At 72.6% G+C, this 13470-nt stretch carries 11 protein-coding genes; 9 read left to right on the top strand and 2 right to left on the bottom strand.

The window, feature by feature from the left end:
- The first annotated feature begins 112 nt into the window (after window positions 1-112).
- Window positions 113-1147 carry a DMT family transporter gene (locus ACFY6U_RS26225; protein ID WP_390042014.1) on the top strand — a complete coding sequence of 345 codons (1035 nt, stop codon included), beginning with the start codon at window positions 113-115 and terminating at the stop codon, window positions 1145-1147.
- On the opposite strand, the gene ACFY6U_RS26220 is transcribed toward ACFY6U_RS26225, so the two are convergent.
- Together ACFY6U_RS26220 and ACFY6U_RS26215 are read right to left on the bottom strand one after the other, a co-directional pair.
- Window positions 1117-1914, bottom strand: coding sequence for a TIGR03943 family putative permease subunit (locus tag ACFY6U_RS26220; RefSeq protein WP_390042012.1), 798 nt, complete (start codon window positions 1912-1914; stop codon window positions 1117-1119). The two genes, ACFY6U_RS26225 and ACFY6U_RS26220, sit on opposite strands and share 31 nt — an antisense overlap.
- Window positions 1911-2999, bottom strand: coding sequence for a permease (locus tag ACFY6U_RS26215; protein ID WP_390042010.1), 1089 nt, complete (start codon window positions 2997-2999; stop codon window positions 1911-1913). Before ACFY6U_RS26215 ends, ACFY6U_RS26220 begins: the two co-directional genes overlap by 4 nt.
- A gap of 199 nt (window positions 3000-3198) precedes the next feature.
- On the opposite strand from ACFY6U_RS26215, the gene ACFY6U_RS26210 reads away from it, so the two are divergent.
- The 8 genes from ACFY6U_RS26210 (at window position 3199) to ACFY6U_RS26175 (ending at window position 13423) form a co-directional block, all read left to right on the top strand.
- Window positions 3199-3993, top strand: coding sequence for a TIGR03084 family metal-binding protein (locus ACFY6U_RS26210; protein ID WP_390042009.1), 795 nt, complete (start codon window positions 3199-3201; stop codon window positions 3991-3993).
- A complete protein-coding gene (locus ACFY6U_RS26205) occupies window positions 3990-5702 on the top strand; it encodes an acyclic terpene utilization AtuA family protein (protein ID WP_390042007.1) in 1713 nt (570 codons plus the stop codon). Before ACFY6U_RS26210 ends, ACFY6U_RS26205 begins: the two co-directional genes overlap by 4 nt.
- Window positions 5699-7297 (top strand): acyl-CoA carboxylase subunit beta, encoded by a 1599-nt coding sequence (locus ACFY6U_RS26200; RefSeq protein WP_390042005.1) that lies wholly within the window; start codon window positions 5699-5701, stop codon window positions 7295-7297. Before ACFY6U_RS26205 ends, ACFY6U_RS26200 begins: the two co-directional genes overlap by 4 nt.
- 8 nt (window positions 7298-7305) lie before the next feature.
- A complete protein-coding gene (locus ACFY6U_RS26195; protein ID WP_390042003.1) occupies window positions 7306-9150 on the top strand; it encodes an acetyl/propionyl/methylcrotonyl-CoA carboxylase subunit alpha in 1845 nt (614 codons plus the stop codon).
- An 83-nt stretch (window positions 9151-9233) separates the two neighbouring features.
- Entirely contained in the window at window positions 9234-10400 is a 1167-nt protein-coding gene (locus ACFY6U_RS26190) for an acyl-CoA dehydrogenase family protein (protein WP_390042001.1), read from the top strand.
- A gap of 58 nt (window positions 10401-10458) precedes the next feature.
- A complete protein-coding gene (locus tag ACFY6U_RS26185) occupies window positions 10459-12054 on the top strand; it encodes a 4-coumarate--CoA ligase family protein (RefSeq protein WP_390041999.1) in 1596 nt (531 codons plus the stop codon).
- Window positions 12051-12797, top strand: a complete 747-nt coding sequence (locus tag ACFY6U_RS26180; RefSeq protein ID WP_390041997.1) for an enoyl-CoA hydratase family protein — start codon at window positions 12051-12053, stop codon at window positions 12795-12797. Before ACFY6U_RS26185 ends, ACFY6U_RS26180 begins: the two co-directional genes overlap by 4 nt.
- A 20-nt stretch (window positions 12798-12817) precedes the next feature.
- Complete coding sequence (locus ACFY6U_RS26175) at window positions 12818-13423, top strand: TetR/AcrR family transcriptional regulator (protein ID WP_390041996.1); 606 nt, start codon at window positions 12818-12820, stop codon at window positions 13421-13423.
- Window positions 13424-13470 lie beyond the last annotated feature (47 nt).

Genomic DNA, 13470 nt, shown 5'->3' with positions numbered 1-13470 from the left:
TCGGCATCTCACCATCCAGGACAGCCCCATAAAGGGTTCACGCGCCTGTCAGAGTCCATTACCCTGGACTGAGAAGTGCATCGTAATGAACAGCGACTCTCCTGGACCGCCCGTGACCACCCCCAGCACCTCACAGCCGACGTCGACGCCCACGGTCGCTTCGGTGTCCGCGCCCGCCGCCACCGGCGCCACCGGCGCACCGGGCCGGTTCGGCTCGCTCGGGCCCGTCGGGCTGGTGCTGGCCGGAGGGATCTCCGTGCAGTTCGGCGGGGCCCTCGCGGTGACCCTGATGCCCCGGGCGGGCGCGCTCGGCGTGGTGACCCTGCGGCTGCTCGCGGCCGCGGTGATCCTGCTCGTCGTCTGCCGGCCGCGGCTGCGCGGCCACTCCCGCACCGACTGGGGCACGGTGATCGTCTTCGGCATCACCATGGGCGCGATGAACGGCCTCTTCTACGAGGCCGTCGACCGCATCCCGCTGGGCCTCGCCGTCACCCTCGAGGTGCTCGGGCCGCTCGCCCTGTCCGTGCTGGCCTCCCGGCGCCTGATCAACGCCCTCTGGGCGGGACTGGCGCTGGGCGGTGTCTTCCTGCTCGGCGGCGGGGACTTCAGCGGCCTCGACCCCGTGGGTGTCGGCCTGGCCCTGGGCGCCGGCGCCATGTGGGCCACCTACATCATCTTCAGCGCCCGCACCGGCCGCCGTTTCCCGCAGGCCGACGGTCTGGCCCTGGCCATGGCGGTCGCGGCCCTGCTGTTCCTCCCCCTGGGCATCGCCGGAGCCGGCAGCAGGCTCCTGGACCCGACCACCGTCGCCCTCGGCTCGTCGGTCGCGGTCCTCTCCTCGGTTCTGCCCTACACCCTCGAACTCCTCGCCCTGCGCCGCCTTCCCGCGCACACCTTCGCCGTCCTCATGAGCCTGGAACCGGCCATCGCCGCCACCGCCGGCTTCCTCGTCCTCGGCCAGGCCCTGTCGGCGACCCAGGCGGCCGCCGTCGCCCTCGTCATCGCGGCGAGCATCGGCGCGGTCCGCTCCCAGGTGGGACGCGGCCGGAAACCGGTGGTCGCCGCCCAGCCGGAGCCGGCGGTCGCCGCCGTCCAGCCGGAGCCGGTCGTCGGCACTCAGCCCGACGGGAACGGCAGCGCGTCCTGATAGCCGTTCGCCGGGCGCTGGATCTTCTTCACGGTCTGGGCGTCCAGCGCGACCGGCGCGGACTTCGTGCCCAGCTTCCCGCCGGGATGCCAGTTCCCGGTGACGGACACCCAGGTGTTGGCGGCCGGGATGCTGTCGCTGTAGATCCGCACCTTCACGGACTGCGCGTCGGCCGCGCAGCAGGAGATGATGATCCGGGTCAGGTCCCAGCTCCCGCCCCCCGCGACGGGCGTGACCAGCCCGCTCATCTCCACCGTCCGCGCCTTGATGGCCAGCGAGCGGTCCTGCTGCACCCGCGTGGTGAAGTCCGTGAGCGTGATGGGCAGCGGCGAGGTCTTCGGCAGCGGATCGAAGCCGTCCTGCTCCGCGATGACCTTGGCGGGCTGCCGGGCCGCGGTGTACGCGCCGAGCGCCGGCGGGGCGTAGAAGAGCAGACTCAGCGCGGGGAGCAGGAGCAGCCAGGCGACCCGGGGGACGGTCGAGTGGTCGTGACCGTGGTGCTCCTCCGGCTCCTCGTGTGGTCCGGCGACATGTGCGTGGGCGCCATGTGCGTGGCCACCGTGCCTGCCGTGCCCCTTCCGCGCGTCCCGTCCTTCCCGCATCGCCGCCTCCACGATGCCCAGCACCAGCAGCACGAACCCGGACGCGATCAGCAGCGGCCGCATCCCGGGCTTGACGTAGCGCAGGCACAGGTCGGTGAAGAGGGAGGCGTGCAGCAGGCCGAGGCCGCTGAGGACCAGCAGGGTCACCTGAAGCGGACGTCTCACAGCAGCGCTCCTCCGACCAGCACACTGCACAGGACCGCGACGACCGTCGTGGCGGTCGAGAAGCGGGCGGCGAAGGCCCGCCCGAACGTGCCCGCCTGCAGCGCGATCAGCTTGAGGTCCACCATGGGGCCGACCACCATGAACGCCAGCCGGGCGGTGGGCGAGAAACCGGTGAGCGAGGACGCCACGAACGCGTCCGCCTCCGAGCACACCGCGAGGATGACCGCCAGCGCGGCCAGGAACAGCACCGACAGCCAGGGCGAACCGGAGAAGGTGTCGAGGACCGACCGCGGTACGGCCACGTTGAAGGTGGCCGCGGCCATGGCGCCGACCACCAGGAAACCGCCGGCCTGGAGGAAGTCGTGCTGGAAGCCGCGCCGGAACTCCGTCCAGCGGTTGTGCCCCGGCTGGTGCCCGGTGTGCCGTACGGCGGGCCGCAGCCACTCCTCCCGGCCCAGCCAGAGCCACAGCCAGCCCATCACGGCCGCGGTGACCAGAGAGGCGAGCAGCCGGGCCAGCACCATGAGGGGGGTGCCGGGGAAGGCGATGGCGGTGGCGGTCAGCACGACCGGGTTGATGGCGGGCGCGGAGAGCAGGAACGCGAACGCGGCGGCCGGGGTGACCCCACGCCCGATCAGGCTGTTCGCCACCGGCACCGACGCGCACTCACACCCTGGCAGCACGACCCCGGCGACCCCGGCGACCGGAACCGCGAGCGCGGGCCGCTTCGGCAGCAGCCGGGTGAACACCCGCTCCGGTACGAACGCGTTGATCGCCCCCGACAGCGCCGTACCGAGCAGCAGAAACGGTGTCGCCTGCACGATCACGGCGAGGCACACCGTCTGCCAGGCCTGCAGCGCGGCCTTGCTGACGCCCTGGCCCGCGAGGAAGAGCGCGGTCCCGGGCAGGACGGCGGCGGCCACGAGGAGAAGGGGCCAGAAGCGGGGAGGTTCACGCGGGGGCGCGTCCTCGATGCCCGCGTCCACCGGGTAGCCGCCTGGCCCGCCTGCCGGGGGTGCCACGACGGCGGTCGTCCGCGCCCCGGTCGTCCGCGCCCCTACGGCGAGTTCATCTGTCCTCCGCACGCCCCGCACGCCTCACACATCACTCCATCGCCGGATGTTCGCATCGAACATATGGCATGCGGTCCCCCTGCCACGACGGCTTGTGCCAAGGATTGCCCCAGGGTGACTCCAGATGTCGCCAAGGAGAGCCGGCCGCGGCTCTCCCAAATTCATGCAAGCGTGCTTGATTGTTTCCGGCCCCGCTGCCATGCTCCCCCCCATGTCCGATCCGACGCCCGTCATCGACGACCTGCGTGAGGAGAGTGCGGAACTCGACCGGCTGGTAGCCGAGTTGGGAACCGAGCAGTGGGCTCTCGCCACCCCCGCGCCCCGCTGGACCGTCGCCCACCAGATCGCCCACCTTGCCTGGACCGACCACTCCTCGCTGCTGGCCGTGACCGATCAGGACGCCTTCTCCCGCGAGGTCGAGAAGGCGCTGGCCCAACCCGGGGACTTCGTGGACAACGGGGCGGAGGAAGGCGCGGCCAAGCCCCCCGCCCGGTTGCTGGCCGACTGGCGGGCCGGGCGCGAGGCCCTGGACCGGGCGCTGCGCGCGGCGCCCGCACGGGCCCGTTTCCCCTGGTACGGCCCCCCTATGTCGGTCGCCTCCATGGCCACCGCCCGGCTGATGGAGACCTGGGCGCACGGCCTGGACATCGCCGACGCGCTGGGCGTGACCCGCACCCCCACCGACCGGCTCCGGCACATCGCCCGACTCGGCGTCCGCACCCGCGACTTCGCCTTCGGCGTGCACGGACTGCCCGTGCCGTTCGAGGAGTTCCGCGTCGAACTGACCGCCCCGTCCGGCGAACTGTGGGCGTACGGCCCCGAGGACGCCGACGACCGGGTCACCGGCCCGGCCCTCGACTTCTGCCTCCTGGTCACCCAGCGCGCCCACCGCGCCGACCTCGCCCTCGAAGCCGCCGGCCCGGACGCCGACCGCTGGCTGGACGTCGCCCAGGCCTTCGCGGGCCCGCCCGGCCCCGGCCGCACCCCGAAGGGCGGCACCCCGTGACCCTGCGCATAGGCAACGCCTCCGGCTTCTACGGCGACCGCTTCGACGCGCTGCGCGAGATGCTCACCGGCGGCGAGCTCGACGTCCTCACCGGCGACTACCTCGCCGAGCTGACCATGCTCATCCTGGGCCGCGACCGGCTCAAGGACCCCGGCGCCGGATACGCCCGCACCTTCCTGCGCCAGCTGGAGGACTGCCTGGGACTGGCCCAGGAGCGGGGCGTGCGGATCGTCACCAACGCCGGCGGCCTCAACCCGGCCGGACTCGCCGACGCCGTACGGCAGCTGGCCGACCGGCTCGGCATACCCGTGCGCGTCGCACATGTGGAGGGCGACGACCTCACCGCCGCCCACCCGGGCAGCCTCGCCGCCCACGCCTACCTCGGCGGCTTCGGGATCGCCGCGTGCCTGCGGGCCGGCGCCGACATCGTGGTCACCGGCCGGGTCACCGACGCGGCCCTGGTCACCGGGCCCGCCGCCGCCCACTTCGGCTGGGAGCCGGGGGAGTACGACCGGCTCGCCGGCGCCGTCGTCGCCGGGCACGTCCTGGAGTGCGGGACCCAGGCCACCGGCGGCAACTACGCCTTCTTCGCGGACGCAGGAGCCGCTGCGGGAGCCGGCGCCGGGGCCGGCCGCGACCTGAGACGCCCCGGGTTCCCGCTCGCCGAACTCCACGAGGACGGCAGCTGTGTCATCACCAAGCACCCCGGCACCGGCGGCTTCGTGGACGTCGGCACGGTGACCGCCCAGCTCCTCTACGAGACCGGCGGCGCCCGCTACGCGGGCCCCGACGTCACCGCCCGCCTGGACAGCGTCCGGCTCAGCCAGGACGGCCCGGACCGGGTACGGATCGAGGGGGTCCGGGGCGAGGCCCCGCCCCCGACCCTCAAGGTCGGCCGCAACCGGCTGGGCGGCTTCCGCAACGAGGTCGTCTTCGTGCTCACCGGGCTCGACATCGAGGCGAAGGCCGCGCTGGTGCGGGAGCAGATGGCCGACGCCCTCGCCAAGTCGCCGCCGTCCGGCACCACGTGGGAGCTGATCCGCACCGACCGCCCCGACGCGGCCACCGAGGAGACGGCCAGCGCGCTGCTCCGGCTCGTCGTACGGGACCGGGACCAGGAGACCGTGGGCCGGGCGCTGACCGGCGCCGCCGTGGAACTGGCGCTCGCCAGCTACCCCGGCTTCCATGTGCTCGCCCCACCCGGGAAGGGCGCACCCTACGGGGTCTTCGAGGATGTGTACGTCCCCCATGGCGACGTGCCCCATGTGGCCGTCCTCCATGACGGACGACGGATCCCCGTGCCGCCGGCCCAGGACACCCTCGTACTCCAGGACCCGCCCGCACCACCCCTGCCCGAGCCGCTCCCCGCCGCCGGCCCCACCCGGCGGGCGCCCCTCGGGCTCGTCGCCGGGGCCCGCAGCGGGGACAAGGGCGGGAACGCCAACGTCGGCCTGTGGGTGCGCTCGGACGAGGCGTGGCGCTGGCTCGCGCACACCCTGACCGTGGACACCTTCCGCCGTCTCCTCCCGGAGACCGCCGAGTTGCCGGTCACCCGGCACCTGCTCCCCCACCTGCGCGCCCTCAACTTCACCGTCGAGGGCATCCTCGGCGAGGGTGCGGCCGCCCAACACCGTTTCGACCCCCAGGCCAAGGCCCTCGGCGAATGGCTCCGCTCCCGCCACCTGGACATCCCGGAGGCCCTGCTGTGACGGTCATCGAGACCACCCTCGACACGCACACCCCCGACCACCGGGCGAACCGCGACGCCATGCTCGCCAGGCTCGCCGACCTGGAGGCCGAGCACGCCAAGGCCCTCGCGGGCGGCGGCGCCAAGTACGTCGAACGGCACCGGGGGCGCGGCAAGCTCCTCGCCCGCGAGCGCATCGAACTCCTCCTCGACCCCGACACGCCCTTCCTGGAGCTGTCCCCGCTGGCCGCCTGGGGCAGCGAGTACGCCGTCGGCGCCTCGCTGGTCACCGGCATCGGGGTCGTCGAGGGCGTGGAGTGCCTCATCACCGCCAACGACCCGACCGTGCGCGGCGGCGCCAGCAACCCCTGGTCGCTGAAGAAGGCCCTGCGCGCCAACGACATCGCCCTCGCCAACCGGCTGCCCTGCATCAGCCTCGTCGAGTCCGGCGGCGCCGACCTGCCCTCCCAGAAGGAGATCTTCATCCCGGGCGGCGCCGTCTTCCGCGACCTCACCCGGCTCTCTGCCGCGGGCATCCCCACGATCGCCGTCGTCTTCGGCAACTCGACGGCCGGAGGCGCCTACATCCCCGGCATGTCCGACCACGTGATCATGGTCAAGGAGCGCGCGAAGGTCTTCCTCGGCGGACCGCCCCTGGTGAAGATGGCCACCGGCGAGGAGAGCGACGACGAGTCCCTGGGCGGCGCGGAGATGCACGCGCGCGTGTCGGGCCTCGCCGACTACTTCGCCGTCGACGAACCGGACGCGCTCCGCCAGGCACGCCGCGTGGTGGCCCGCCTCAACCACCGCAAGGCCCACCCCGACCCCGGCCCGGCGGAACCCCCCAAGTACCCGGCCCACGACCTTCTCGGCATCGTCCCGGAGGACCTGAAGATCCCCTTCGACCCCCGCGAGGTGATCGCCCGGCTCGTCGACGCCTCCGACTTCGACGAGTTCAAGCCGCTGTACGGCAGCAGCCTCGCGACCGGCTGGGCGAGCCTGCACGGCTACCCGGTCGGCATCCTGGCGAACGCCCAGGGTGTGTTGTTCAGCCAGGAGTCCCAGAAGGCCGCCCAGTTCATCCAGCTGGCCAACCAGCGCGACATCCCCCTCCTCTTCCTCCACAACACCACCGGCTACATGGTCGGCAAGGAGTACGAGCAGGGCGGCATCATCAAGCACGGCGCGATGATGATCAACGCGGTCAGCAACAGCCGCGTCCCGCACCTCTCCGTCCTCATGGGCGCCTCCTACGGCGCCGGCCACTACGGCATGTGCGGACGCGCCTACGACCCCCGCTTCCTGTTCGCCTGGCCCAGCGCCAAGTCGGCCGTCATGGGCCCGCAGCAGCTCGCCGGCGTGCTCTCGATCGTCGCCCGCCAGTCGGCCGCCGCGAAGGGCCGGCCCTACGACGAGGACGGCGACGCGGCCCTGCGCGCCATGGTCGAGCAGCAGATCGAGGCCGAGTCCCTGCCCAAGTTCCTGTCCGGGCGGCTGTACGACGACGGCGTCATCGACCCGCGCGACACCCGCACCGTCCTCGGCCTGTGCCTGTCCGCCATCCACACCGCCCCCTACGAAGGCGCACGCGGCGGCTTCGGCGTCTTCCGGATGTGAGGGACCACGTGATTTCCACCCTGCTCGTCGCCAACCGCGGCGAGATCGCCTGCCGGATCTTCCGCACCTGCGCCGGACTCGGCATCCGCACGGTCGCCGTGCACTCGGACGCCGACGAGAACGCGCTCCACGCGCGCGTGGCCGACACCGCCGTACGGCTGCCGGGCGCCACGCCCGCCGACACCTACCTGCGCGGCGACCTGGTGGTGAAGGCCGCCGTGAGCGCCGGCGCGGACGCCGTGCACCCCGGGTACGGATTCCTCTCCGAGAACGCCGACTTCGCGCGCGCCGTCATCGACGCCGGCCTGGTCTGGATCGGGCCGCCCCCGGAGGCGATCGAGGCGATGGCGTCCAAGACCCGTGCCAAGGAGCTCATGGGAATCGCCCCGCTCGGCGAGGTCACCGACGCCGACCTGCCGGTACTCGTCAAGGCGGCCGCCGGCGGCGGCGGGCGCGGCATGCGCGTCGTGCGCCGCCTCGACGAACTGGCCGCCGCGCTGGAGGGCGCGCGCGCCGAGGCCGCCAGCGCCTTCGGCGACGGCGAGGTCTTCGTCGAGCCCTACATCGAGCACGGCCGCCATGTGGAGGTGCAGATCCTCGCCGACACGCACGGCACGGTCTGGCCGCTCGGCACCCGCGACTGCTCACTCCAGCGCAGGCACCAGAAGGTCATCGAGGAGGCACCGGCACCCGGGCTCCCCGAGGGCCTGGTGAAGGAGCTGCACGCACTGGCCGTGCGCGCCGCGCGCTCCGTCGCCTACGCCGGCGCGGGCACCGTCGAGTTCCTCGTCGCCGACGGCAAGGCGCACTTCCTGGAGATGAACACCCGCCTCCAGGTGGAACACCCCGTCACCGAAGCCGTGTTCGGCCTCGACCTCGTCGCCGAACAGATCCGCGTCGCCGAGGGCCACACCCTCCCCCTCGACGCCCCACGCGCGCGTGGCCACGCGATCGAGGCCCGCCTCTACGCCGAGGACCCCGCCCGCGACTGGGCCCCGCAGACCGGCACCCTGCACCGCCTCGCCGTACCGGACAGCGTCCGCCTGGACACCGGCTACACCGACGGCGACGAGATCGGCGTGCACTACGACGCGATGCTCGCGAAAGCCGTCGCCCACGCCCCCACCCGCGCCGAGGCCCTGCGCAAACTGGCCCACGCCCTCGACCAGGCCACCCTGCACGGACCCACCACCAACCGCGACCTCCTCGTCCGCTCCCTGCGCCACGAGGAGTTCGCGACGGCCCGCATGGACACCGGCTTCTACGACCGCCACCTCACCGAACTGACGGCGCCCACCGCCGACCCGCACGCCCCCCTCGCCGCCGCCCTGGCCGACGCCCACGGCCGCTCCCCCTTCGGCGGCTGGCGCAACCTGCCCTCCCAGCCCCAGACCAAGCGCTACCTGATGGCAGGCGAGGAGCACGAGGCCCGCTACCGGCACACCCGCGAAGGCCTCACGGCAGAGGGCGTACGGGTCGTGCACGCCGGCGCGCGTCTCGTCGTACTCGACATCGACGGCGTACACCGCAAGTTCGAGGTGGCGCGGTACGGCGACCGGATCCACGTCAACAACACGCCCCTCACCGCCCTGCCCCGCTTCCCCGACGCCAAGGCTCAGTTGGCACCGGGGTCGCTGCTGGCACCGATGCCGGGAACGGTCGTACGGATGGCGGAGGGGCTGGAGGTGGGGGCGACGGTGGAGGCCGGCCAGCCCCTCCTCTGGCTGGAGGCGATGAAGATGCAGCACCAGATCACAGCGCCGGTCACGGGCACGCTGAGCGAGCTGCGAGTGGTGCTCGGCCAACAGGTGGAGCCCGGCTCCCTGCTGGCGGTAGTACAAGCGCCCCTTTAGGGCCGTTGGGGGTACCCCCGGCCGAAGGCTGGGGGAGGAACCGCGCGACCAGCCACGACGCACCCGCACCCGAAGGAGCCACCATGAGCCCCCAAATCGAAACCGACGAACACAGGGCACTCCGCGCAGCGGTAGCCGCCCTCGGCGCGAAGTACGGCCGCGACTACATCACCCGCACGATCGCCGAAGGCCGCCCCCCGACCGAGCTCTGGCAGGAGGCCGGCAAGCTCGGCTACCTCGGTGTCAACCTTCCGGAGGAGCACGGCGGCGGAGGCGGCGGCATCGCCGAACTCTCCATCGTCCTGGAAGAGCTCGGCGCCGCGGGCTCCCCGCTCCTCATGCTCGTCGTATCGCCCGCGATCTGCGGCACCGTGATCGCCCGCTTCGGCACCGACGAACAGAAGCGGGCCTGGCTGCCCGGCCTCTCCGACGGCACCCGCCTCATGGCCTTCGGCATCACCGAACCCGACGCCGGCTCCAACTCCCACCGCATCACCACCACCGCCCGCCGCGACCCGGCGAGCGGCGACTGGCTCCTCACCGGCCGCAAGGTCTTCATCTCCGGCGTCGACATGGCCGACGCCGTCCTGATCGTCGGCCGCACCGAGGACGCCCGCACCGGACGCCTCAAGCCCTGCCTGTTCATCGTCCCCACGGACGCCGAGGGGTTCCAGAAACGCCTCATCGACATGGAACTCAACGCGGCCGAAAAGCAGTTCGAACTGACCCTGGACGACGTACGACTGCCCGCCGACGCCCTCGTCGGCGACGAGGACGCGGGACTCCTCCAGCTCTTCGCCGGCCTCAACCCGGAGCGCATCATGACGGCCGCGTTCGCGATCGGCATGGGCCGCTATGCGCTCTCCAAAGCGATCGAGTACGCGCGCGACCGTACCGTCTGGAAAACCCCCATCGGCGCCCACCAGGCCGTCGCCCACCCCCTCGCCCAGGCACACATCGACCTCGAACTCGCCCGCCTCATGATGCAGAAGGCGGCCCACCTCTACGACGCGGGCGACGACATCGGCGCAGGCGAGGCCGCCAACATGGCGAAGTACGCGGCAGGCGAGGCCTGCGTGCGGGCCGTCGACCAGGCCGTGCACACCCTCGGCGGCAACGGACTCACGCGGGAATTCGGGCTCGCCTCGTTGATAACGGCCGCGCGCGTGGCTCGTATTGCTCCGGTGAGCAGGGAGATGATTCTCAACTACGTCTCCCACCAGACCCTCGGCCTGCCCAAGTCGTACTGAGGCCCCACTCAGGTCCTGCGCAGGCCGTACTGAGGCCCGAGGCCGCCTTGGAGGAACCGTGTTCCGCAGCGAGTACGCAGACGTTCCGCCCGTAGAACTCCCCATCCACGACGCCGTGCTCGGCGGGGCCGCCGAGTTCGGCGACGCGCCCGCCCTCATCGACGGCACCGACGGCACCACCATCACCTACGCACAACTGGACCGGTTCCACCGGCGGATCGCCGCCGCACTCGCCGAGGCCGGCGTCCGCAAGGGCGACGTACTCGCCCTGCACAGCCCCAACACCGTCGCCTTCCCCACGGCCTTCTACGCGGCCACGCGCGCGGGCGCCTCCGTCACCACCGTGCATCCGCTCGCCACTCCCGAGGAGTTCGCCAAACAGCTCAGGGACTCCGCGGCCCGCTGGATCGTCACCGTGTCACCGCTCCTGGAAGCCGCCCGCCGGGCCGCCGAACTCGCCGGCGGCGTAGCGGAGATCTTCGTCTGCGACAGCGCACCCGGACACCGCTCACTCATCGACATGCTGGCCAGCCAGGCCCCCGAACCGCAGGTCGACATCGACCCCGTCGAGGACGTCGCCGCACTGCCGTACTCCTCCGGCACCACCGGCGTCCCCAAGGGCGTGATGCTCACCCACCGGCAGATCGCCACCAACCTCGCCCAGCTGGACGTCTCCGTCCCGTCCGGCCCCGGCGACCGCATCCTCGCCGTCCTGCCGTTCTTCCACATCTACGGCCTCACCGCCCTCATGAACGCGCCGCTGCGCAAAGGCGCCACCGTCGTCGTCCTGCCCCGCTTCGAGCTGGAGACCTTCCTCGCCGCGATCCAGAACCACCGCATCACCGGCCTGTGGGTCGCCCCGCCCATCGTCCTCGCCCTCGCCAAGCACCCACTGGTCGAGCAGTACGACCTGTCCTCCCTGAAGTACGTCATGAGCGCCGCCGCACCCCTGGACGCACAACTCGCCACCGCCGGCGGGCAACGCCTCGGCCTGCCGCCCGTCGGCCAGGCCTACGGCATGACGGAACTCTCCCCCGGCACCCACATCGTCCCCCTCGACGCGCTGCGCGAGGCACCGCCCGGCACCGTCGGCAAGCTCATCGCCGGCACGGAGATGCGCATCGTCTCCCTCGACGACCCGCACAAGGACCTCGGCATCGGCGAACCCGGCGAGATCGCCATCCGCGGCCCCCAGGTCATGAAGGGCTACCTCGGCCGCCCCGACGCCACCGCCCACATGATCGACGCCGACGGCTGGCTGCACACCGGCGACGTCGGCCACGTCGACGCCGACGGCTGGCTGTACATCGTCGACCGGGTCAAGGAACTCATCAAGTACAAGGGCTTCCAGGTGGCCCCCGCCGAACTGGAGGCCCTCCTGATCACCCACCCGGGCATCGCCGACGCCGCCGTCGTCGGCGCCTACAACGAGGACGGCAACGAGATCCCGCACGCCTTCGTCGTCCGCCGGCCCACCGCCGACGACCTCACCGAGAACGAGACCATGCTCTACGTCGCCGAACGCGTCGCGCCCTACAAACGCGTCCGCAAGGTCACCTTCATCGCCGGAGTGCCCCGCGCCGCCTCCGGGAAGATACTCCGCCGCGAACTGCGCGCCCTCACCAAGACCACGGAACCCGAGGAGCGCCCATGACGTCGATCGGAACGCTGATCGGACGGACACACGCGCGTGCCGTCACCACCCTCAGCCTCGACGCCACCACCACCCGCAACGCCCTGTCCGCCGCCCTCGTCGCCGGACTCGCCGAGGCCCTCACCGACTGCGCCAAGGACCCCGACGTCCGCGCCGTCGTCCTCACCCACACCGGTACGACGTTCAGCGCCGGCGCCGACCTGCGCGACCCGCCCGACCCCGACGCGCTCGTCGGCCTCCTCCGCCAGATCGTCGAACTGCCCAAGCCCGTCGTCGCCCGCGTCACCGGCCACGTCCGCGCGGGCGGCCTCGGCCTCCTCGCCGCCTGCGACATCGCCGCCGCCTCCACCGAGTCCACCTTCGCCTTCACCGAGGTACGCATCGGCGTCGCCCCCGCGGTGATCTCCCTGCCCCTCCTCCCGCGCACCGACCCCCGCACCCTCGCCCGCTACTACCTCACCGGCGAACGCTTCACCCCGCCCGAGGCCGTACACCTGGGCCTCCTCACCACCACCGCCGACGACGTCGACACCGCCCTCGCCCCCGTCCTCGACGGCCTCCGCCGCTCCGCACCCCAGGCCCTGGCCGCGACGAAACAGCTGCTCACGGCTAGGGTGCTGGAGACATTCGACCGGGACGCGGCCACCCTCACCGCACTCTCGGCCAGGCTCTTCTCCTCCGACCAGGCCCGCGAGGGGATGACGGCCTTCCTCGAACGACGGGACGCGGCGTGGGTGGTGTGAACACGGGTGGGAGCACGGCGGTGAACACGGTTGTGAGCACGGCGGAACGCGCCCCGAAACAGGACCGCAGCCGGGCCACCCGGCAGCGGCTCCTGGAAGCCGCCGTGGCCTGCCTCGCCGAACACGGCTGGACGGGCTCCACCGTCGCCGTCGTCGCCGAACGCGCCGGCGTCTCCCGGGGCGCAGCCCAGCACCACTTCCCGACCCGCGAGGACCTCTTCACGGCCGCCGTCGAATACGTCGCCGAGGAACGCTCCACGGCCCTGCGCGCCCTGTTCCCCGAGGGCACCACCGGCGACCGCCGGGCAGCCGTCTCCGCCATCGTCGACCTCTTCACCGGCCCCCTCTTCCGCGCCGCCCTCCATCTCTGGGTCGCCGCCTCCAACGAGGACCAGCTCCGCCCCCGGGTCACCGAACTCGAAGCCCGCGTCGGCCGCGAGACCCACCGCATCGCCGTCGACCTCCTCGCCGCCGACGAAACCCGCCCCGGCACCCGCGAAACCGTCCAGGGCCTCCTGGACATGGCCCGGGGCCTGGGCCTGGCCAACCTCCTGACCGACGACAAGGCGCGACGGGAGCGAGTGGTGGCCCAGTGGGCGGCACTGCTGGACGAGACGCTGGGCTGAAGCGCCCCTTCAGGGGCGCTGGGGGCACCCCCGGCCGAAGGCTGGGG

The organism is Streptomyces sp. NPDC013157 (genome assembly GCF_042899865.1).
Classification (GTDB): Bacteria; Actinomycetota; Actinomycetes; order Streptomycetales; family Streptomycetaceae; genus Streptomyces.
The sequence above is the reverse complement of the archived record's forward strand: the minus strand, read 5'-3'. Positions and strand labels throughout refer to the sequence as shown.

Coding starts and splice junctions, on each gene's coding strand:
- ACFY6U_RS26210 (WP_390042009.1), top strand. CDS start 3,199: ATGTCCGATCCGACGCCCGTCATCGACGACCTGCGTGAGGAGAGTGCG.
- ACFY6U_RS26190 (WP_390042001.1), top strand. CDS start 9,234: ATGAGCCCCCAAATCGAAACCGACGAACACAGGGCACTCCGCGCAGCG.
- ACFY6U_RS26180 (WP_390041997.1), top strand. CDS start 12,051: ATGACGTCGATCGGAACGCTGATCGGACGGACACACGCGCGTGCCGTC.